General features: G+C 38.6%; 25 protein-coding genes. 6 read left to right on the forward strand and 19 right to left on the reverse strand.

Features of this window, described 5'->3' with window-relative positions; genetic code table 11:
• Positions 1 to 50 precede the first annotated feature (50 nt).
• Positions 51 to 818, forward strand: coding sequence for a peptidoglycan editing factor PgeF (pgeF, locus tag MVE01_RS09200; protein WP_472561891.1), 768 nt, complete (start codon positions 51 to 53; stop codon positions 816 to 818).
• On the opposite strand, the gene MVE01_RS09205 is transcribed toward pgeF, so the two are convergent.
• The 10 genes from MVE01_RS09205 to MVE01_RS09250 form a co-directional block, all read right to left on the reverse strand.
• Positions 815 to 2,014 carry an NAD(P)/FAD-dependent oxidoreductase gene (locus MVE01_RS09205; protein WP_472561892.1) on the reverse strand — a complete coding sequence of 400 codons (1,200 nt, stop codon included), beginning with the start codon at positions 2,012 to 2,014 and terminating at the stop codon, positions 815 to 817. The genes pgeF and MVE01_RS09205 overlap by 4 nt on opposite strands.
• 79 nt (positions 2,015 to 2,093) lie before the next feature.
• Positions 2,094 to 2,798, reverse strand: a complete 705-nt coding sequence (locus tag MVE01_RS09210; RefSeq protein WP_472561893.1) for a TIGR02453 family protein — start codon at positions 2,796 to 2,798, stop codon at positions 2,094 to 2,096.
• Positions 2,791 to 4,011 (reverse strand): saccharopine dehydrogenase family protein, encoded by a 1,221-nt coding sequence (locus tag MVE01_RS09215; protein WP_472561894.1) that lies wholly within the window; start codon positions 4,009 to 4,011, stop codon positions 2,791 to 2,793. The genes MVE01_RS09210 and MVE01_RS09215 overlap by 8 nt, the downstream gene beginning before the upstream one ends.
• 28 nt (positions 4,012 to 4,039) lie before the next feature.
• Positions 4,040 to 4,957 carry an AEC family transporter gene (locus tag MVE01_RS09220; protein ID WP_472561895.1) on the reverse strand — a complete coding sequence of 306 codons (918 nt, stop codon included), beginning with the start codon at positions 4,955 to 4,957 and terminating at the stop codon, positions 4,040 to 4,042.
• A gap of 33 nt (positions 4,958 to 4,990) precedes the next feature.
• On the reverse strand, positions 4,991 to 5,320 hold the full coding sequence (locus MVE01_RS09225; protein ID WP_472561896.1) for a type II toxin-antitoxin system RelE/ParE family toxin: 330 nt from the start codon (positions 5,318 to 5,320) through the stop codon (positions 4,991 to 4,993).
• A complete protein-coding gene (locus MVE01_RS09230; protein ID WP_472561897.1) occupies positions 5,317 to 5,589 on the reverse strand; it encodes a type II toxin-antitoxin system Phd/YefM family antitoxin in 273 nt (90 codons plus the stop codon). The genes MVE01_RS09225 and MVE01_RS09230 overlap by 4 nt, the downstream gene beginning before the upstream one ends.
• 84 nt (positions 5,590 to 5,673) lie before the next feature.
• Positions 5,674 to 5,901 carry a BrnA antitoxin family protein gene (locus MVE01_RS09235; RefSeq protein ID WP_472561898.1) on the reverse strand — a complete coding sequence of 76 codons (228 nt, stop codon included), beginning with the start codon at positions 5,899 to 5,901 and terminating at the stop codon, positions 5,674 to 5,676.
• Positions 5,888 to 6,172 carry a BrnT family toxin gene (locus tag MVE01_RS09240; RefSeq protein ID WP_472561899.1) on the reverse strand — a complete coding sequence of 95 codons (285 nt, stop codon included), beginning with the start codon at positions 6,170 to 6,172 and terminating at the stop codon, positions 5,888 to 5,890. Before MVE01_RS09240 ends, MVE01_RS09235 begins: the two co-directional genes overlap by 14 nt.
• A 104-nt stretch (positions 6,173 to 6,276) precedes the next feature.
• The gene (locus tag MVE01_RS09245; RefSeq protein WP_472561900.1) at positions 6,277 to 7,314 is read right to left on the reverse strand and encodes a DUF2314 domain-containing protein; all 1,038 of its coding nucleotides are present in this window, start codon (positions 7,312 to 7,314) and stop codon (positions 6,277 to 6,279) included.
• Between the two features lie 92 nt (positions 7,315 to 7,406).
• A complete protein-coding gene (locus MVE01_RS09250) occupies positions 7,407 to 7,598 on the reverse strand; it encodes a hypothetical protein (protein ID WP_472561901.1) in 192 nt (63 codons plus the stop codon).
• Positions 7,599 to 7,966: 368 nt separating this feature from the next.
• Between MVE01_RS09250 and MVE01_RS09255 the strand changes: the two genes are divergently transcribed.
• Positions 7,967 to 8,521, forward strand: coding sequence for a DedA family protein (locus MVE01_RS09255; protein WP_472561902.1), 555 nt, complete (start codon positions 7,967 to 7,969; stop codon positions 8,519 to 8,521).
• A gap of 2 nt (positions 8,522 to 8,523) precedes the next feature.
• On the opposite strand, the gene MVE01_RS09260 is transcribed toward MVE01_RS09255, so the two are convergent.
• From MVE01_RS09260 to speA, 4 genes are read right to left on the reverse strand one after another with little or no spacing between them, the layout of a single operon-like run.
• Positions 8,524 to 10,605: a patatin-like phospholipase family protein gene (locus tag MVE01_RS09260; RefSeq protein ID WP_472561903.1), complete on the reverse strand. Its 2,082-nt coding sequence runs from the start codon at positions 10,603 to 10,605 to the stop codon at positions 8,524 to 8,526.
• Between the two features lie 55 nt (positions 10,606 to 10,660).
• Complete coding sequence (locus MVE01_RS09265; protein ID WP_472561904.1) at positions 10,661 to 11,833, reverse strand: pyridoxal phosphate-dependent aminotransferase; 1,173 nt, start codon at positions 11,831 to 11,833, stop codon at positions 10,661 to 10,663.
• Positions 11,834 to 11,888: 55 nt separating this feature from the next.
• On the reverse strand, positions 11,889 to 12,590 hold the full coding sequence (cysE, locus tag MVE01_RS09270; protein WP_472561974.1) for a serine O-acetyltransferase: 702 nt from the start codon (positions 12,588 to 12,590) through the stop codon (positions 11,889 to 11,891).
• Positions 12,591 to 12,605: 15 nt separating this feature from the next.
• Positions 12,606 to 14,471, reverse strand: a complete 1,866-nt coding sequence (speA, locus tag MVE01_RS09275) for a biosynthetic arginine decarboxylase (RefSeq protein WP_472561905.1) — start codon at positions 14,469 to 14,471, stop codon at positions 12,606 to 12,608.
• A gap of 70 nt (positions 14,472 to 14,541) precedes the next feature.
• Between speA and MVE01_RS09280 the strand changes: the two genes are divergently transcribed.
• From MVE01_RS09280 to MVE01_RS09295, 4 genes are read left to right on the forward strand one after another with little or no spacing between them, the layout of a single operon-like run.
• Positions 14,542 to 15,645: an MlaE family lipid ABC transporter permease subunit gene (locus MVE01_RS09280; RefSeq protein WP_472561906.1), complete on the forward strand. Its 1,104-nt coding sequence runs from the start codon at positions 14,542 to 14,544 to the stop codon at positions 15,643 to 15,645.
• Positions 15,642 to 16,430 carry an ABC transporter ATP-binding protein gene (locus tag MVE01_RS09285; protein ID WP_472561907.1) on the forward strand — a complete coding sequence of 263 codons (789 nt, stop codon included), beginning with the start codon at positions 15,642 to 15,644 and terminating at the stop codon, positions 16,428 to 16,430. The genes MVE01_RS09280 and MVE01_RS09285 overlap by 4 nt, the downstream gene beginning before the upstream one ends.
• Entirely contained in the window at positions 16,423 to 17,376 is a 954-nt protein-coding gene (locus MVE01_RS09290; RefSeq protein WP_472561908.1) for an MlaD family protein, read from the forward strand. Before MVE01_RS09285 ends, MVE01_RS09290 begins: the two co-directional genes overlap by 8 nt.
• Positions 17,373 to 17,954: an ABC-type transport auxiliary lipoprotein family protein gene (locus MVE01_RS09295; protein WP_472561909.1), complete on the forward strand. Its 582-nt coding sequence runs from the start codon at positions 17,373 to 17,375 to the stop codon at positions 17,952 to 17,954. The genes MVE01_RS09290 and MVE01_RS09295 overlap by 4 nt, the downstream gene beginning before the upstream one ends.
• Here the strand turns inward: MVE01_RS09295 and hisS are convergent.
• From hisS to MVE01_RS09320, 5 genes are all read right to left on the reverse strand, one after another.
• Entirely contained in the window at positions 17,946 to 19,178 is a 1,233-nt protein-coding gene (gene hisS / locus MVE01_RS09300; protein WP_472561910.1) for a histidine--tRNA ligase, read from the reverse strand. The genes MVE01_RS09295 and hisS overlap by 9 nt on opposite strands.
• A gap of 96 nt (positions 19,179 to 19,274) precedes the next feature.
• Positions 19,275 to 19,850: a dTMP kinase gene (gene tmk, locus MVE01_RS09305; RefSeq protein ID WP_472561911.1), complete on the reverse strand. Its 576-nt coding sequence runs from the start codon at positions 19,848 to 19,850 to the stop codon at positions 19,275 to 19,277.
• Entirely contained in the window at positions 19,850 to 20,326 is a 477-nt protein-coding gene (coaD, locus tag MVE01_RS09310; RefSeq protein ID WP_472561912.1) for a pantetheine-phosphate adenylyltransferase, read from the reverse strand. Before coaD ends, tmk begins: the two co-directional genes overlap by 1 nt.
• A gap of 175 nt (positions 20,327 to 20,501) precedes the next feature.
• Entirely contained in the window at positions 20,502 to 21,023 is a 522-nt protein-coding gene (locus MVE01_RS09315; RefSeq protein ID WP_472561913.1) for a UbiX family flavin prenyltransferase, read from the reverse strand.
• Positions 21,024 to 21,025: 2 nt separating this feature from the next.
• Positions 21,026 to 21,583, reverse strand: a complete 558-nt coding sequence (locus MVE01_RS09320) for a hypothetical protein (RefSeq protein ID WP_472561914.1) — start codon at positions 21,581 to 21,583, stop codon at positions 21,026 to 21,028.
• Between the last annotated feature and the right edge of the window lie 22 nt (positions 21,584 to 21,605).

Raw genomic sequence — 21,605 nt, forward strand, 5'->3', positions numbered from 1 at the left:
TGTCATCCTACTTTTTTAGGGTATTATATCGAAAAGAGTTAAGGGTTATGATGGTTGATTTTTATAGATTCGGACATTTCCAAAAGTATAAAGAGCTGCTGCATGCAGTCACCATGAAATCAGCAGATCTTCCGTATGCTTTCTCTTTGGCATTGCATACCGGAGAGGATCAGGGATTTATCGTAGAAAATAGAGAACGGATCGCTTCAGTGTTATGCCAAGAGGGAGGTATTTCACTTCACTTTGTGGTTGCCAACCAAACCCATAGTGATCATATAAAAGTGATTAGAGAGAATGAAACAAAAGGTTGGCAGAGTTTGGAAGATGCAGTAGAAGATTGTGATGCACTGATTACAAATCTTGAAGGTGTAGTGCTTACGATACTTACAGCAGACTGTGTACCTATACTTTTGTATGATGAAAAGCAAAAAGTGGTTGCTGCAGTACATGCAGGATGGAAAGGGACAAAAGCCAAAATCGTTGTCAAAACTGTAGAGAAGATGAAAGAGATGTACGGGTGTGATCCTGCAAATATTATTGTGGGTATAGCTCCTTCTATAGGAGGATGCTGCTATGAAGTAGATGAAAATGTGGCAGAACACTTTTTTGATATGCCGGAAAGTTTTACTCCAGTGGGCAAAAAATTCATGCTTGATCTGCCTCTGATCAATAAAAAACAGCTTTTGGATGCAGGCATTAAAAAAGAGAATATTGAAATGAGCGGTATCTGTACCTCTTGCGAAGTAGATAGATTTTTTTCTTACAGAAAAGAGCAGGGCTGCAGTGGTAGATTTATGAGTATGATAGGAGTGATTTAGATCTCACAGGAGTCTATTTTTGTAAAACCTTTAGAAGCAGACCACCAAAGAGGCCATTTATAAAGCCGTTCTATAAGTTTTTTTACCAAATATGCGAAATAACCGTGAAAGTGGATGAATTCAAGATCAATCGCTGCATATTTTCCTCCTAAAGCGATGGCAATACCTTTCATGTGAATATTTGCTTTTTTAAGTGGTTTATTATGCAGGGAACGTATGATATTTTTTGCAGCAATCTCTCCGCTTTGTATGGCTGTTTGTGCAGTAGGTGGCAGAGGCTTCCCTTTTTTACTCGTAAGTGCAGCGGCATCACCTATGACATAGATATCCTCATACGTATAGCTCTTTAAAAAGTCATCTACAATGATCTGACCTTTTTTGTTTTTTTTGGCATTGAATGTTTCCAGGCATGGTGCGGTTGTTGTTCCTCCTGCAAATATCATAAAATCAAACGGTATAGTACTTCCGTTCGTCAAGATAATCTTATGGTCATCTATGGAGGCTATACGGCTTTGGATATGTACTTTGACCCGAAGTTTTTTGAGTCTGTTTGAAGCTATTTTTATAATACGGGAATGCATACCGTTGAGTATGGTTTCTCTGCTGGCTATGAGATGTATATGCAAAGTGGCACAGGAGAGGGTATTGCTCTTATAGTAGCGGTTGAAAAAGTACTGCATACCTGCAGCTATCTCCACCCCTGAGAGACCGGCACCGCCTATAACGATGTTGAAATTCTCTTTAGCCTGTTTGGCAGATTCGAGGCGTTTGTAGAGTTCATCCTGGAAAAATTGGTTGAGTCGGAGTGCTCCTCTGAGGCTCTTGGCACCACTTGAGTAATGATAGACGGTTGTATCACAGTCAAAACGTTTGGTAACACTGCCTAAAGCAATAATGAGAGTATCGTACGTGCAGGTACCATCAGGAAGAAGAATGACTCTTTTTTGGGGGTTGATGGACTCTACTGTACGATGTTTAAAGGTGACATTTCCATAATTTGCACACAGAGCAGGGAGACTCACAATGGTCTCATCAAAGGAAGTGTTACTGGAAATAAGTTCGTAACCTTCTGTCTGCAAAAAATGGTAGGGATGCTGGTCGATCAATGTTATTTTTAACTCAGGGTATTTACCTAAGTGCCGCATCGCTGCGATACCTCCGTAACTTCCACCAAGTATCACCACATGATGACGCATTCCTACCTCCTAATATCTTTAGGATCAAATGTCACTATAGATAGATTAACACAAGAGGTGTGGAAAAGGTGTGTAGTATTTATCTGTAAATATCCGCCTCTGTGTCACAGTGTAGGGTGAGTTCATAAAGCCATTGTTGCAGAGCGAACATATCCTCATAGATCTTAAAGTTTCTTTCTATGATCTCTTCTGAGTGGAAGGTCTCATCAGGTGTGAATGTCGTGTAGGCATAGATGGCTCCCATAAGGTAAAGGTAGCTGTTGGAGTCTTCGGCTTTGCACTCTCTTGGCATACGTTTATATTTGGGTTCTGGCAGCATATAGCCTTTTGTTTTCAGCTTCTTAAGTATGCTGTGCAGCTCTGTACGTCGCTCTTTGTTTTGGATGTATTCTCTGTAGGTTTTCAGTAGCGTTGGCTTGAAGTTGCGTATGCCTGTGGCAACAAATACTTCTTGCGGATCATAATGCATATAAAAACTGCTGCTTTGCATACGATGCCCGCTTCCCTGCCAAAAGATGATACCGATACGTGTCTTAATGGGATCCGCCAGATGAAACCTTGCATCACGGTAGATGCGAAAGAGGGACTTGTTGGTATTGGGTATGGCATTGATGGTAGGTACCAGTATCTGCAGGTGGTCTCCCATCTCTTCTACATAAGCCTTGTTGGGAGCTACAATGACCCTCTCATACTCTTCTCTGTTGGCATCCAGCCACTCTTTTGAGTTGTTGATGATGATTTTATTGAGAAATTCCAATCCCTCTTTTGGGAAACCGTTAAACATCTACACGTCTACTTTCATCTGCATCCATTTCCATGACTTTCCATGGAAGTCCTTGTTTGTTGAGCTCCTCCATGAACGGGTCTGGATCAAACTGTTCCATGTTAAAAACACCTTTGCCCTGCCATGTGCCTTCTAACATAAGCTTGGCACCTATCATGGCTGGTACACCTGTGGTGTAGCTTACAGCTTGACTTAGAACTTCTTCATAACATTTTTCATGATCACTGACCTGGTAAATATAGATCGTTCTCTCTTTGCCGTCTTTGAGTCCTTTTGCAAAAATACCGATATTGGTCTTGCCTTTGGTTCTCTCTCCTAAACTTGCAGGATCAGGGAGCAGGGTGGAGAGGAACTCCATAGGGATGATTTTCATGCCTTTGTGTTCCACTGGTTCTATGCCAAGCATCCCCACATTTTCAAGGCACTTCATATGTGTAAGGTAACTTTCTCCAAAAGTCATGAAGAAGCGTATGCGTTTAAGCCCTTTAATGTGCTTGACCAGTGACTCCATTTCTTCATGATAGAGCAGATAGCTGTCTTTAACTCCTACTTCTGGGTAGTCCCATACCTGTTTGATAGCCATAGGTTCTGTTTCTATCCATTTACCGTCTTCCCAATAGCGCCCTTTTGCAGATACTTCACGCAAATTTATCTCCGGGTTAAAGTTGGTTGCAAACGGATAGCCGTGATCTCCTGCGTTACAGTCGAGGATGTCGATGGTGTGTATCTCATCAAAGTAGTGTTTTTGGGCATAGGCACAAAAAACATTGGTCACCCCTGGGTCAAAACCGCTTCCAAGCAGTCCCATGATGTTCGCTTTTCTGAACTCCCCGTCTCTGGCCCACTGCTCTTTGTACTCAAATTTTGCTGTATCGGGGTGCTCGTAGTTTGCAGTGTCAAGGTAATCTACCTGCATCTCTTCACAGGCATCCATAATGGTAAGATCCTGGTAAGGCAGTGCCACATTGATGACAATACTTGCACCGGTTTTAGCAATGAGCTCTTTAAGTTGGGGGATGGAGTCTGCATCGACTTGTGCAGTGTGTATCTCTACTCCGGTTTTGTCTTTGACATTGGCTGCGATGGCATCACATTTACTCACTGTACGAGAGGCAAGGGTAATGTCCCCAAAGGTATCAGCGTTCATCGCACACTTGAAAGCTACGACGTTACCCACGCCTCCTGCACCGATGATAAGGGTTTTCTTAGACATAAAATACTCCTATATTAATTAAGTTATTCTACCCTAAATAGTAATGATTTACAATGTAACTCAACCCAAAAAGCAGAGGAATAAAGAGTAGTGTACTTAGTAAGATAAGTGAGGTAACATCTTTGGGCTTGCAGTCATAAAGAGAAGCCAGATTGATGTTGGCAACGGCCAGAGGTGTCATCATCTCCATAAAGATGACACCTTGCACAAACAGAGGCAGGTCTGTAAACGAGAGTATAAATGCAGTGGCTAGAGGAATGATAATGAACTTTTGACTGATGGTACCCGCAAAGAGTTTGGGGTGTAGCTCTTTGATGCGTATGCCTTGCAGGAAGGTTCCAAGCAAGAAGAGTTGCAAGACTATCCCTGCGTAAGCACCCATCTTGAAAAACTCCTGTATCTGAGAGCTTAGTGGTACGTCATAGATGTTTATGAGTATGGCTACCACTGAAGCAGGGATGATGGGGATTTTAACGATGTTAAAGAGTGAGTCTTTAATGCTGAATGAGCCACGTGAATAAATGTACACACCGATGATGTAGACCACAAAGACATTGGCGATGTTGATGAGTGTGGTGTAGATGACCGACTGCTCCCCAAAGAGAGCAATGCCCAGTGGTATACCGATGTTCCCTGTATTCCCTACAAATCCTGCAATAGAGAAGATGGCTCTGTTTTTACTGTCTGTAAAGATGAGTTTTCCCAAGAGTATTGTAGGGATGAGTAAAACTAGGATGATGCCAAGGTAGAGCAGTGGGACATACACATGCTCACTGTGCAACTTTGCTGTAGAGAAACCCCAAATGGTCACAAAAGGCTGTAAAAAATAGACAGACATCAGTGTGAGTGTCTTGGTACTCATATCTTCTTTAAAGATGCGCTTAGCCATGTAGCCAAGTACTATGAAGACATAAACAAAAATGATGGAGAGGAGTGTGGTTATCATGGTGGAATTATAGCGTATTTTGAGAGGTGCCTTTTAGCCTTTTAACAGTTTTTGTAATAATACCTCTTCAACATTTTGTCTTGAATCTAATATAGCCATTATGTACACAATGTCATTTCCAACTTTATATATAATTCGCCAAGGTGAACTGATAAGTTCTCTATATAGCGTAATGCCTTCTTTTTGAAGTTCAGGGATAACACGACCTTTTAGGGGAAAGAAGTTACTTGAATGTGCTTTTTTTCTTATCTTCTGATAAATTTCATTTGCAATGCTAGGGCTATCTTTTTTAATGTAAGCAACGATATCTAAAAGGTCATTTTTCGCATTTGTAGTCCATTGAAGTTTATAGGTTTTACTCATTTTTCAAGGAGTGCTTCTATTGAACTAAATACATCGTCCTCATTGTGAAGATTTCCATTTTTAATATCTTCTTCTGCAAAAGAGAGAAGTTTTAAAATCGTAATGGTATTTTTCATATCTTCATAACTTTTAGGATCTTGAATAACAGCTTTTGCTTCACCATTTTGTGTAATAATCATCGGTCTATGTGTTTCATTAATATGTTTTAACACATCTGCTGCTTTATTTTTTAAATAGGTAACCGGTTTTATATCATTGACAATTTGCATAGAAACTCCTTCGGTCTTAATATGATACTATATTTAGACTGATTATACAAGTGTATGTAATATTATTGGTCTTCTTGTACTTATTTATACTTCTTGTAACTTTTTTCTTAGAAGTGCATTGATAAGTGTCTGATATGGTACTTTTTGCTCACTCGCAAGTTTTTTGAAATATAAAACAATGTCATTATCTAACCTTAACGAAACAGGTATCTTTTTGGGTTCATAAAATCTACCACGAACGCCGTCACTAAAATCATACTCTTCTAAGATTTCATAATCATCAAATTTTTCTCTTTTTTTAATGTTGCTCATAAAATATCCTTTCTTTTTGATTGGCTTTTCTTGCACTAATAATACGGATAATTTCTTCTCCGTTTTCATCAAAAAACATATTTGCAACAACTAAGATTTTATCTTTTGTTGTTTTACCTAATGTTATCCAGCGTTCTTCAAAATAATCGAAACGATGATCAAGTTTTGAAATATGCATTGGGTCTAAAAAAACTTCTTTTGCTTCTTCAAAAGACACTTGATGATTTTGTATATTTAAGTTGTTTTTTTCATCACTCCATTCAAATTTCAAAGTAAGCCTTTTTATTGATATGACTTGATTATAGCAAAATTGTATTTACAATGTCAATGTTTATATGCTGGGTATAATGGTTGACTTGAGAAATAGTTTTCCCACTAGGGTAAACTATTTCTCTTTAAAGTTTTGTTATCATCTTTTTTAAAATTATATATTTTTGGTTTAGTTGATAGTTTATAGCTTAACTTACTAATAAAATCATTTTTTTCTTTAAAACTTAATCTATTCAAAGCAACATATAAAGTAAAGTTTCCAAATTCACTACCTTCCTTGCTTAATCTCCAATCTGAGATAAATTCTGGTTTTATAGAAAGAATATCACCTTTTTTAGCTAATGTATCACCTGTAACAAAATTATCTATTCTACCAGTAATATATGTACCATCATAAGATATATTTTTTAACCATATATGCTCAAATGCACCATCATTTAATATTAAAGGTACTTTAATATATAGTTCATTAGAGTTTATCTTTTCAAAATTATCTAATATTTCTTGAAATGAGCTTTGAGCTTTTTGTATAGCTAACTTCATATTTATATCATTCTCTCTATCCCAGAATTGCATATCGGGAACTCCTTGTCTTTCATAGCAAAAATAACTTTTCTCCAATATGTTTTTACAAAAATCTTTTCTCAATTCTCTTGCATTGAAAGTTAAATCTGTTAAAGAAGTGAGAATTTCTGTATTTGATGTTTGTGTATTAAGTTTTAACATTTCATTTTCAATAAATAAAATTAAATTCTCAATTCGCTTAAGTTCATTTGATTGAAAAGAACCTGCATGCATTTGAATTATTCTTTCTAATTGTTTAGATAGCAAATTGAACTTATATTTAATATATATCAATTTATTTTTGTCTAAGTTCATCTGTTCAATTTTTTCAATCTGCATTTCAAGTTCCCAAGCATGAACTGCTACTGATTGATGTACGTCAAATTTAAGAGTATCATTCTCAAGTTCTTTAATATATGTTGTATATATTGAAATAGATACTACAGTTAAAGATGATATTAATGCTATTTTACCTTTCAAATTTAGTTTATTTAAACCTGTATTATTTGGATTCCATGTATCACCTAATAGAGCTATGACTGTTATTATAAATGATGCAATAATTAATGTATATTCCAATAATACTTCCTTTTTTGTACTAATTAAAAGGATAACGGTTGAATTGAGAAATATTTGAGTTGTAGGATTAAATATTTCTCTCCAATGATTTGTTATACTTTTCTTATAAGTTCTTCAATTTCTTTCATGGAATAGTCTTTATATTTGGAATAATTTTCTTTTGTATCTCTTGATGCATTTGAACTATTATTAATTCCTGCAACTGATTTATAGTTACTTACTTTGGCACTTATATTTCCTGCATCTAAATTTATTTCTTTTTCTATTTCTCTACAAAATTCCATTTGTTTACCTCGTGGAAAATTAAGTGATTCTAATTTTTTGAAAATTAAAAAAGCTTTTAATTCATTTTTTTCATTCCAATTTGAACTATCTTTAAAACTTATTTTTAATTACTTCCTCTTGCTTGTAAGTACAACTATTTATTCAAGGAACATTATATATCATTCATCTTATAAAACTAAAAATAACAAACACAAAAAATGTCTGTTTATTTTCAAAAATATGTACCCCAAGGGTATTTCCTCCCTCTATGGTCAGGGCACAATATGAAATATATTAACTTGTGACGATGTTGAACGTCATCACGAGAGAAATTCAACCATTAACAATATTTAGCTATCATTCCCCACTTTAAAACTTAGGATATTTTATGGATTTTTCGTCGTTAGAGACATGGGGTTACCTGGCAGTAGCCTTTTTTTCATTTGGCGGTTCGTTTTTCATCGTAGCCGCAGCCGGGGTATTTTCGTATATGGGACAAATGGACTTGACTACAGCACTCATCATTGCAGCCATAGCCAATTTCATGGGAGATAACTTCCTTTTTTACCTTGGGAAATATCAGAAAAAAGAGATACAGCCTTATTTTGCCAAACATAAACGTAAACTAGCCCTTGCGACACTTATCATGCGTAAGTATGGGGTATTGGCTATATTCATTCAGAAATTTATCTATGGTGTGAAGACCATTGTGCCGCTTTCCATGGCATTGGCAAAGTATGACTTCAAAAAGTTTGTCTTTTTCAATATCTTTGCATCTATTCTTTTTGTCTCTGTCATAGGGCTGAGTGCCTACTATATGAGTGAGTCTATCATCGCATTTTTTACAGTGATCAAAGAAGATCCATGGATCGCACCGGTGGTACTTCTGAGTATCGTTGCTTTAGTCTGGTGGGTAATGGAGAAGATGACAAAGAAAAAATAGCCTTATCTGTTGAGCCAATAGATAAGACTGGGTATGTTCTCTACACCGAAATAGATATAGTTACGATTCTCTTTTTCGCCGTACCTTCGTACATAGGTGAATCTGAATATATCGATAAGATCTACATAGGCATTGAAGCCGAAGGCACTTTCGCGCTTATAGAATGAGCCTTTCATATCTCCAAACAGACTGGCGCCTATACCAAATTTGACAAAATCATTGTACTCATTGAAGGCATTGATATCCATACGTGCAAAGTCTGTAAAATTCTCACTGTGGTTATAGGAAAATTTCCCCTCAAAACCATTGATGATGTCCATGTCTTTGTACCAGTAGCTACTGTAGCCTAATGTAAATCCGCCGTTCTTCATATCGGTAGCAAGTGCATTGGGCAATAGCCTAAGTGCTGTCCGTAATCCGGCTTTGCCTTTATCTCTTGGTGCATTCATCGGTAAAATATCAAATCCGTCTTTCTTTTTAACAAAAGTACTGCCTGCCCACGCGGCTATACTGGTAGCTCTAGCTACTGTTTCATGTTCAGGGTAGACCTTTGCACGTTCATTTTCCAAAGTGGTGATACGGTTGATAATGGCTCTTAAAGGTTTTTTATACCAATGCTCAATATCTCTCTTGGCTCTGGTTAGAAAAGATCTTTTACCAAGTTGCAAATAATGAAGATCCAGTTTTGAAAGGAATGTCTTGAATTCTGCTACTTCATAACGCTCACTGTCACTCTTTTTCATATCAAAAGCATTGTAGATCGCTGAGACGGTATCGGTCACTTTGGGTTTTTTATGAAAAAACTCAGCATTGAGGAAAAGTCTGTAGGCAGCAAGGGCTTCAGGGGTTTGATCGATATGCAGTTTTTTAGTGAGCCGGTTCATTAACTGCACTTGTGATAAACGGGGGAAATGCCCTTTCTTTTTGAACTCTTTTGAGAGATGATAGATGGCATCATAAATTCCTACATAATAGTCATATACCCGAAAATTATGATCTAGAAATGCGCCGAAGTGTTCTAAAAAATTTCCTGTAATAGGATGATATCTGGAGGAGAGCATTAAACTATAAGAAGGGTTGTTTTTGAAATATTTGTTAATAGCCTGATAGAGTTTCATGGATTGGAAGATCTCTAAACTGTTAAAAAGCGGCATACTGTTTGCAGTAAAGAACCCTAGCGGTCTCTGTTCCTTCTCTTCTCTTTTTCCTTTGTTACGTTCTTTTCTCACATTGCTCGGATCAATGAAAACAAATTTCTTTGCTTTTTTGTTCAGTTCGATCGCCAGTTGCAGCGGTATATTGTCATAGGCACCACCATCTATGAAATAGCTTGAGTAGTTTTTACCCTGATAGGTATAACGCAGTTTGACCTGCTGGAAAGCACCGGGAAAAGCAGAAGAGGCAAAGAGAACATTGGCTACTTTGGAAATATTTTTGTGAATACCGGGAATAGAGATGTAAAAATCACTGCTGGGAGGCATTTTTTTATTTTGAAGAATAAGTCTGCCTTGCTTTTCCTTTAGCGTAAGAGGAACAGAAAAATGCTGATTTTTTATTTTGATCCCCTGAAACTCTTCTATCATAGGTTTTGCTTTTGTTACAGAAAAACCAAGTGGGACACTGCAGTTCTTTCTGTAAATAGGCTCTTTGAGATGCTTGATGATCATTTTGCCTTTTTGTGCCAAGACTTTCCTGCTAAAAAGGGTACTTCTGTTACTTTTGCTTTTTCCTTTAATAAGAAGATCTTCCATACCGAGATTGACCCATGTTTCATAAAAAAGGTTATCATGAATGTTGTTCCTGTAGGGAATAGTCTCTTTTTGACACCAGTACATACCCGAGAGCAACGCATTAATGGAACCGGCAGATGCACCGGCTACAGAACGCAGTTCAGGACGTACCGTTTTGCCTGAAGCTCTGAGCTCACTCAGCATTTTGATCATTGCCCAGTTGTAACCGGCTTCATAGGCACCAAGGCTGACACCCCCGCTGATGACCATAGAGAAATTAACCTCTTTTGCTTTTGCATAAAGTGTAGTGTGAAATAAGAAGAGGAGTAAAGATATTTTAAAAAGAGATTTCATATGTGAACCCTTAATATTGAGAAGAAGAAAGAGGGGCAGTGCACACCCTCATATGTTAGCTGCGTTTACTCTGTACAAATTTTTCAATACGTCTAACACCTTCACGGATAGTGGTCATGTCAGTAGCAAAGGAGAATCTGAAATAACCCTCAGAGCCAAAACCTATGCCAGGAACAACAGCAACACCTGTCGCCTGGAGAAGCTCTTTACAGAACTCAATGGAGTTATTTGAAATATCTTTAATATTCACAAACAGATAGAAGGCTCCCTGAGGTTTAAGTACAGAAAGACCATCGATTTCATTAAAGAGTTCCACTGCTTCATCTGCTCTTGATTCAAAGGCTCTTCTCATGTTCTCTATCTCATCATCAACTTCACCAAGAAGTGCCGGGATCGCTGCTTTTTGCGTGATTGAGTTGATGTTTGAAGTACTTTGGCTTTGCAGTTTGTTCATGGCTGCAATGAGTTCTTTATTCGGTGTAGCCAGGTACCCAAAACGCCAACCTGTCATAGCTACGGATTTACTCAGACCGTTAATAGTCACTGTTCTTTGATACATATCTTCATTAATGCTTGCAACCGCAACAAAATCAATGTTATAGACAAGCTTTTCATACATTTCATCACTTGCTACAATAATATCTGTACCTTCAAATACTTCTGCCAATGACTGAAGTTCCTCTTTCGAATAAACGGATCCAGTAGGGTTAGATGGTGTGGTAAGAATGATCATTTTAGTCTTAGGGGTAATGGCAGCTTTAAGTTGCTCTGCATTGATCTTAAATCCACCGATCTCATCGGTCTCTATGATCACAGGTACAGCACCTGCATACTTGACCAGCTCAGGATATGTTACCCAGTAGGGTGCAGGGATGATCACTTCATCTCCCGGATTGAGAGTAGCTTGAAAAAGGTTAAAGAGTGACTGTTTCGCACCGTTACTTACGATGATGTCAGCAGGAGAATACTTTAGGTTATTGTCCCTGTTGAGTTTTGTTGCCACAGCTTCAAGTAGTTCGGGGATACCGGGAACGGCAGTATAACGGGTAAACCCGTCATTGATCGCTTTGATCGCTTCATCTTTAATGCGTTGTGGTGTTCCAAAGTCAGGTTCACCTGCTGAGAATGAGAGAATATCTTTACCTTGCGCCTTAAGGTCTCTTGCAAGAGAAGAGATAGCGATGGTAAGTGACGGTGACAGTGTTTGAATGCGGTCGGAAAGAAGCATAAAAATCCCCTAAAATAAAATTAGATGATTATACCTAATCTTGGGTAAAAAACGGCTAATCCATGGAGTGAATGAAGTTATCATAGATCTCTTCGAGGTCATGATCTTTCTTCTTGACACTTTCCTGTTTTCCTTTAGGCAGTGCATCTTCAAGTACTTCAATACGCTTGAGAAGGTATTCAAATATCTCTTTATTGACATCAGGTATTTTATTGTGACTGAGTGGAGTCTTGTCATAGCCACGTTTCAGTACACGTGCAGGAATACCTATGGCAGTGGAGTCAGCAGGCACATCTTTTACCACGACAGAGTTTGCGCCTACTTTAGAGTTCATACCGATTGTAATGTTTCCCAGCACTTTTGCCCCTGCTCCGATGACAACATTCTCTTCAATGGTCGGGTGGCGTTTCCCTTTACTGGTACTGACCCCACCGAGGGTTACCTGCTGGTAGATCAGTACATTATCAGCTATGACAGTTGTTTCTCCAATCACTACACCTACGCCATGGTCAATAAATACCCTGCGTCCTATCTTGGCTCCGGGGTGTATGTCTATCATAGTCAGAAACATTCCCACAGCTGAAACAAATCTTGGTATAAAACGCAGTCCCATCATATAAAACCAGTGGGCGATACGATGAAAAAAGAGTGCCCATAATCCCGGATAATTAAATAAAAGTTCAAAAGGAGAATGTAGGGCAGGGTCATTACGTTTTACCGTTGCAAAATCTTCTTTGATAAGTTTGACTAGATTGATCACTGTTGTATTCCTTTACTGATTTTCGCTAATAGCCTGAATGGTCTTAAGATAACTATTTTCGCTTAAATAGAGGTAAAGTTTTCCTAAAATTTCTCTTTTTTCCTCTTTACTAATATGCTGTGACTCTTCAATCCTATATTTTAGAGCTTTATCTATAAGGTTGGTATCATAGTCAAGATCATCGAGTATATCAGTCAGATTTTGGGCTTCTATAAGATCTTCTATATGATAGTGACCTTTTTCGTCAAAACGGATTACAGCTTCCGTAGGATGCGTAAAAAGATTATGTTTCATTCCCAGTACTTCCTGATAGGCTCCTGTGAGGAAAAAGGCTAAAAAGTACTCCTCTTTACCTATATCTATATCATGCAGATAGAGTGGAAGGTCACGGTTGAACCCTATCTCCCCATCACTGTCGCAGGTAATATCCCAGATGCTTGCAGGATTGGCAGGTTTTTCGTTCAGTCTGTCCAGAGGCATGACAGGAAATTGCTGTGCCAACCCCCAGAAATCCGGCAGTGACTGAAAAGAAGAGAAGTTCACTAAATATTTTTCCTGGATGCGATCCTGAAGTCTTTTAAGCTCGTCAGTACCTTCATTTTTAAGTAATGCAATTGCTTTTTTTATGATGAGATTGACGAGTATCTCTGTATTTGACCGGTCTTCAAGGTCTATGTAACCCAGATCAAAAAGTGTAAGCAGACTCTCCATGTGGTCAAGTGCATCATGCAGGTACTCTCTTGCATTTTTACGTTTAATAGTAGTAAACAGGTCATAAAGCTCCTGAATCAGCGGAGGGTTTACTTTTTTAAGTCTGAGACCTTTTTCATGGTACTCCTGTGAAAAGAGTTCAAGTACAGGGGCAACCAGTACAGAGTGTGAAGCAGCAATGTAGCGACCTGACTCTGTAAAGATATCGGGCTCTGTCACTTTTTTGTTTTTGGCGATCTCCTGCATCAGGTAGACCACATCATTGGCAAATTCATCCATTGAGTAGTTCTTTTCCTGATTATTAAAATGCTGGGAATACTCTACGGCCAATCCTCCACCGATGTTAATGGCCCCTAAAGCATCAGCACCTCGTTTTTTAAGTTCGGCATAAATGTTTCCTGCCTCTCTGAGTGCCTTTTTTAGTGGAGCGATATCACCCATTTGTGAACCGATGTGAAAATGGATCATCCAGAGATGATCTAAGAGTTTGTGTTTGTTAAGCATCTCATAGGCTTCGAGCAGTTCAGTTGAAGTCAGACCGAATTTGGAGCTGTATCCACCGCTTTTCGCCCAGGTACCGATGCCTGAACTGTGCAGTCTGATACGTACACCTATCTTGGGTGCTATAGGGTTTTTGACATCAATGTTAAACTCTTGATTGACCTGAATAATGGTTTGAAGTTCACCCAATCCTTCTATGGTAACGGTAATATTGTGTCCCATTTTTGCAGCAATGAAGCAAAGTGCGATCATCTCTTTGTCTTTGAATCCGTTGACGGTAATAGGTGCTCCAAGAGGGGTTTGACTCATCGCAATGATCAGTTCTGCTTTACTGCCTGCTTCAAGACCATAGTTATATGCCTGTGAGACATCAATGAGTGCATGGATAAAATTGGGGAACTGGTTTACTTTAAGAGGAAATACAGCGTGAAAATCCCCTTGGTAGTTAAACTCTTTTTTTGCTTTTTCAAAAGTGTTAAAAAGGGTAGATATCTGTTTTTTAATAAGATGAGGAAAACGCAGAAGAAGAGGACCTTTATAGCCTTTCTCTCTTATGGCTTTGGTGATCTCCAGAAGTGAAGGTTGATTTGCATAATTGATATTGATCGTATCTTCTTTGCGTATAAAGTTATCATCACCCCAAATATTCAAACCAAACTGCTTCATTGCTGCTACCTTGCGAATTAATAATGATTATTATAGCAAAACTTAATCTAATCTTACCTATAATAGAAAGATGAATGGGCAATTTGTAAAGCTAAACAAAGATCAGGATCATCTTTATATTATTTCTATAGGAGAATGGACACTCCAGAGTGTTCGGCAAATAGAAAAAGCGTTAACGCAGGTTCCTTATGATAGAAAGATCATTTGGGATGTCTCGGGTGTCAGTGATTTTGACAGTGCGGGAGTATTGCTTTTTATAGAGTATTTGGAAAAATTTGAGAAAAAAACAACAGTAAAAGTAATTGGCTGCAACAGTGCACAAAAAGAGATGTATGATCTGTTAAGATCTCATATCGTAGAGCGTATTCCTCCCAGAAAAGACGGTTTTTTAGAGAATATTGGGAAAACGACTGTTGAAGTCTATCATGATATGAAAGATTTTATTAGTTTTATAGGACAGCTTTTTGTTACCATGTTCAACACCTTTTTAAATCCTAAAAATATCCGTTTTAAAGAGATGGTCTATCATATTTACCATTCCGGATTTAATGCACTGTTGATCGTGGGACTTACAGCATTTCTGGTGGGAATGGTGATCGCCTACCAGGGATCTGTTCAGTTGGCAAAATTCGGTGCCGATATTTTCATAGTAGATACTGTAGGTATCTCTATGGTAAGAGAACTGGGACCGATGATCACCGCCATTGTGATTGCCGGACGCAGTGGTTCAGCCTATACTGCAGAGATAGGGGCTATGAAGATCACTGAAGAAATTTCAGCTATGAGAACGATGGGTTTTGATCCCTATAATTTTTTGGTACTGCCTCGTATTTTTGCCTTGATGATCGCTTTACCGCTTTTGATCTTCTTTGCTGACCTTATAGGGATATTGGGCGGTATGGTAGCATCACAAATGCAACTTAATATTTCTTTTGGTCAATTTATTGACAGACTCTATGAGGTGCTTGAGGTCAAACATTATATTTTGGGTATGATCAAAGGACCGGTTTTTGCTTTTCTTATTGCGGCAGTAGGATGCTTTAGAGGGTTTCAGGTATCCGATAATACAGAGAGTATCGGGCTGCATACTACAGCAAGTGTTGTTAACTCTATTTTTCTGGTCATTGCTTTTGATGCACTTTTTTCAGTGATCTATACGGAGTTGAATCTATGACTAAAGAGACTACTGTTGTGATCGAAGCAAAAAACATTGTAACAAAGTTTGGAGAACGTACTATTCATGATGGTGTTTCACTGACTGTGAAAAAAAATGAGATCTTCGGTATTCTTGGAGAGAGTGGAGCGGGTAAATCCGTATTAATGAAAGAGATGATCATGCTATTAGAGCCCAATGCCGGAGAAATGATGGTCTTAGGGCATAGACTTAACGGTATTGGCTATAAAGAGGCACAGGAACTGCGCAGAGAGTGGGGTGTGCTTTTTCAGTTCGGTGCACTTTACTCTTCTATGACTATTGCAGAAAATATAGAGGTACAACTCAAAGAGTATACTGATATTTCCAAAGAGATGCGTGACATGCTGGTACGTTCTAAAATAGCACTGGTAGGGCTTGATGCCCATGTTGGGGCACTGTACCCTTCGGAACTGAGTGGAGGTATGATCAAAAGAGCAGCGCTTGCACGTGCGCTTGCTATGGAACCAAAACTTCTTTTTTTAGATGAACCGACATCAGGACTTGATCCCGTAGGTGCACGCAATTTTGACAAGCTTATTGTGGATCTTCGTGATATGCTGGGTATTACGGTGGTGATGATCACGCATGATCTGGATTCTATTTTCAGCATTGTGGACAGGATGGCAGTTTTGGCAGATAAACATGTGGTAGCAGAGGGTACACTTGAAAATGTGTTACAATCACAACATCCTTTTGTTGAAGAATTCTTTAAAAATGAGTATACTAAAGAAAAGTATGGGGATAAGGTAATGATAAATGTATAGTAAAGCAAATTATACCATTGTAGGCATTTTTGTGATTCTTTTCAGTGCGGGCTTAGTGTGGTTTGCTTTTTGGCTTGCAAAGTACGGGATACACCGTGAATTTGATACCTACGAACTTTTTATGAAGGAATCTGTTGCAGGACTCTCTAAAGATTCGGTAGTGAAGCTTAGAGGAGTTGATATAGGACGTGTCAGTGAAATACGCATAGATCCCAACAATATCGAGCGTATTGAAATATTTCTGAAGATCAAAAAAGGGGTTCCCATTAAAGAAGATATGGTAGCTCATACACAGATGTTAGGTGTGACAGGTCTGCTTTCCATAGAGATCGACGGGGGGACCAACGAAGCAAAGACATTAAAGCCAACAGAGGATCATATTCCTGTGATACCTACAGCACCTTCCTGGTTTACAAAAACAACACAAGGTCTGGGTACGCTTTCTGAGAGGATCACCATGATGGTAGATAAAATACAAAAACTGTTGAGTGAGAAGAATATTGAGACTTTGGGAAAAGTGTTTGATAATACGGAAAAAGTAACTGCAAAAGCAGAAGATGTAGAGCAAAAAGCGATCACTTCACTCGAATCAGTAGATAAAACACTTCAGGAATTTCGTCTTTCTGTAAAAAGTATGAATGAGAAACTTACAAACGCGACAAAAGATTTTAAAGTGATGCAAAAAGATTTTGGAAGCATTAAAAAAGTAACGGTGCCGACAGTGACTCAGATCATGAAAACAGCAAAGAATTTTAATCGTATGACATTAAAAATTGAAAAAAGTCTGGATAGAGGAGATTATAATATTAAAAAAATATTTGAACCGTTCCTTGTAGATATCGGTATTGTTTCAGAGCAGATCAATGATCTGGCAAAAGAGTTGAAAGAGAGTCCGAATGACTTACTCTTTAAATCAAGAAAACAAAGACGAGGACCCGGAGAATGATACGATATCTTATACTGATAACAGTACTGCTTTTTATGACGGCATGCAGTTCAAAAATAGCAGCCCCAATACATATTTATTCATTGGGAACAGTTCATATAGTACCTGAGAGTTCCGGAAGAGATCATCAAAAAACGATAAAGGTCTCTTTCCCCCAAACACTCAAAGAGAAGATCAGCAATAAAATGAATTATTCTTACAGTCCCGATGATCAAGGTGTCTATCTTAATTCACAATGGTCAAACAACAGTGGTAAATTAATACAGGGAACTATCATTGAAGCACTGGTAAAAAGCAGACTTTTCAAAGCAGTGCTTCCTTATGAGTCTACTGCAGGAGAGGACCTTAGACTTGAGAGTAATATCTTTGATTTTTCTCATCATGTAAGGGGTGATGCTTCCTATGCGGTTGTTTCTATTCAGTTCAGTCTTATCGATACGGATACAGGAAAACTCATAAAAACAAAGAGATTCAGCTATAAAGAAGATACCCAAACGACAGATGCAAAAGGGTATGCAGAAGCTACACGAAGAGCCATGAACAGGTTAAGTAAAGATCTGGTTAGGTGGTTACGGTAAATGCATTTTAAAAGTGAACTCTCCGAGAAGTACACTTTTTTCCTCTTTACTCTCCAGGTCTTTAAACCAGACTGTTCCTTCTTTTAACTCATCTTCTCCGATGAGTACGGCGTAACGTGCATTCGCCTTGTCAGCACCTTTCATGTGGCTTTTAAAGCCTTTTGAATTGTACTCTACTGTGACTTTGCTCTCTTTGCGTTTCTGTTCTGCCAGAGGGAAGAGAGCTTCTACTGCTTCCTGTGTCATCGCACCCATGTAGATGCCTTCTCTTTTAGTTTCAGGCATTTTGACAAGCTCCATGATGCGTTCGATTCCAATGGCAAAACCCACAGCAGGTGTAGGTTTGCCGTCAAGGAACTCTACAAGTCTGTCATATCGTCCGCCACCTGCAATGGCAGACTGTGAACCTATCTCACTGCTGACGAACTCAAAGGCAGTTTTACTGTAGTAGTCCAGTCCTCTGACAAGGTTGGTATCTACGGTGTAGCTGATATCTGCTTTGTCAAGTAAGGCAGTAAGCTTTTTGAAGTCACTGTCACACTCTTCACAAAGATTCTCTATGAGTTTTGGTGATGCTGTAAGCAGTGACTGGCATGTCTCGTTTTTGCAGTCAAGTACACGAATAGGATTGGTTTCTATACGTCTGTTACAGTCAGAGCAGAGCTCTTCTTTTATATTTGTAAGATATGCTACAAGATTCTCTCTATAAGTAGGCATACATGTGGGGCACCCCAAAGAGTTTACAAGAAGTTCAAACCCGATTCCAAGTGCATCAAAGATCTGTTTGATCATCGTAATGATAGTAAAGTCCTCATAGACCGAAGCCTCTCCAAAGCTCTCACAGCCAAACTGGTGAAATTCTCTCAGGCGACCTTTTTGCGGCCTTTCATAACGGAACATCGGACCGTAATAGTAGAACTTCTGTTTCATCGGCTGACGGTCAAGTTTTGCACTTACAAAAGCACGTACGATCCCTGCAGTTCCCTCAGGACGCATACAGACATCATTACCACCCTTGTCTTCAAACTGGTACATCTCTTTGCCTACAATGTCAGAACTCTCACCTACAGAGCGCTTAAAAAGAGCAGTCTCTTCCAAAATAGGAGTTTCGATGTAGTTATATCCGTAACGTTTTGCTACGGTTGTTGCAGTATTAACAATAAAATTAAAACGTTGAGACTCTTCAAATGTGAGGTCTTTCATACCTCTTAGTGGGTTTATCATGTGTATATCCTCATGTTCCAAAGGTACGTGGTAGACGCACTCTACGGTGTGATTGTTGTAGGGTGCGGTTGCTACCGAACCTCATTAATGGTGCAATTATACCTTCAAGTAGGTAAGAATGGATTGATGTATATTCTCAATGCTGTCCGTCGCATCTATAAAGAGGTGAGGGATACCCAGTTTGATGATGCTCTGCTTCATCTGCTCCTGTACAGTCAGAAGATACTCCAGCCCTCGAAGTTCTATGCCGTCAAGTGTCTTGGCAGAGGTTCTCTTTTCCAATGTTTCCATATCTGTTAAAAAGAGGATGATCTTGTCCGGGAAATGCTCTTTGAGTGCAAATCTGTTGAGTTTGACCAATGCATCAAACTCAAAATCCCCGTTTGCCAGAGCGTATCCTATACCGGAGATAAACCCTCTGTCAGAGATGACCACTCTGTTCCTGTTGGGCTCTATGATCTCTTCATAATGTTCTGCTCTGTCAGCAAGAAAGAGAAGCAGTTCGGCTCTTTTGGATGCAAGAGAATCTGCGAGGAGTATCTCTCTGGCCTTGAGACCAAACTTTGTGCCTCCCGGCTCTTTGGTTACAATGATCTCAGGGTGTTTTTCTGCCAACAGTTCTATCTGTGTACTTTTGCCGCAAGTGTCTATGCCTTCAAATAAAATGTACATTATTTTTTTATCTCTTTGATAATATGGTGTACTTCAGGGGCTATGAGATGATCGATCTTTCCCTCATAGGCTAAAATAGTACGTACGACAGATGAACTGACAAAGGCATGTTGCAGACTTGGCATGAGGTAGATGGTTTCAAGGTCAGGATTGAGTGAAGCATTGGCATACCCCATTTGCAACTCATACTCAAAGTCACTGACTGCTCTAAGTCCTCTAATGATGATATTGGCTTCAAGATCCTCCGCAAGGTCTACAAGCAGCTTGTCAAAGCCGACAACCTTTACTTTTGGAAAAGATTTAGTTGCAGCCTGTGTCATCTGTATGCGTTGTTCAAGTGTGAACATAGGTTTTTTGGACTCAGAGTCTGCAACAGCAACAATGATCTCATCAAACATATGACAGGCTCTTTTGATGATGTCCAAATGTCCGTTGGTGATGGGGTCAAAAGTCCCCGGGTAGATGGCTCTTCTCATTGAAATACCCCTCTGGAGCATTTAGTGAAGAGTGAGGAATAAGGAATGGGGAGTGGATGTTTGCATTGCTTTGCAATACTTTTGTTGAAAGTAATCATTCTTTTCTCTTTTTTTTAATGAAAGCTTTTTAATTTAAAAAGCATACCATAATTCCTCGTTCCTCATTCTTAATTGCTCATTTCCAACGTACATATAGTTCGTTGGGTATTCCCAGTACATCATACCATTTTCCGATAATAAACTTCTCCATATCTTCAAGACTGGAAGAGTCAGAGTAGTAGCCCATCACCGGTGGTGCGATAATAACACCAAAAGAGGCTAACTTTTGCATATTTTCCAAAGCAATGGCAGAAAAAGGCAGTTCACGAGGAGCTAAGAGTAACTTCTTCTGCTCTTTAAGTGCCACAGCTGCCACCCTTGTAGGAAGATTATCACTTATTCCACAAGCGATCTTGGCTAGGGTATTCATGCTACAGGGGATGATGGCAGTAGCATCTACGCTAAAAGAACCGGAAGATATGGAAGCTGCAATATTATTTGAAGCGTGCAAGGTTACCTGCTTGTTTTCAAAGCTCTCAACTGTGAGAGCATTGTCAGAAACAACCACATGTACTTCAATGTCAGAGGGCAAGTAGTCGACAAATTTCTTACCCAGCTGAACACCGCTTGCTCCTGTGATGGCTACGACGAGTTTCATTTTTATGGACGACCCCATTCTATTTCATCAATGTATAATACACCATTTTCTTCTTTTATAAATAGGCTTATAGCTTCTGAATTGCCAGGCTCTTCAATAGGAACATATATATATTGGTCATCTATAGCACCTTCTTCTTCAACAAATTTAGTAGCAACAGTAAGTATACTATTTTGAAAATAATTGGTCATATTTTTTAATTCTTTTTCTAATTGCTCAGAAGTATAATCTTTTTTTAAAGTTTTAGAAAGCATTTTATGAGCATCTTTAAAATTATTATTTACTAATAAATTTGAGAATTTTAAAGCAACATCTTTGTATATTTTTTGAGATTCTTGAAAGTTCTTTACTGCGTTATCATCAGGTATATCAATAGGAAGAGAATCGATACTGATAAGTTGTTTAAATTCATTTATATCAAGAGTTTCTTTAATGGATGGAGCTACCATTGCATAGGCTTTATCATAGTCTTTTATTTTAATTAATTTTTCAAACTCTAAAGCATCACTATTTTCTGAAATCAATGTATTTGTTATTTGTTGAAACATTTCTTTTAACATATTTTAACTCTTTCTTGTTCCC

This window comes from Sulfurovum sp. (assembly GCA_026990595.1).
Taxonomy (GTDB): Bacteria; Campylobacterota; Campylobacteria; order Campylobacterales; family Sulfurovaceae; genus Sulfurovum.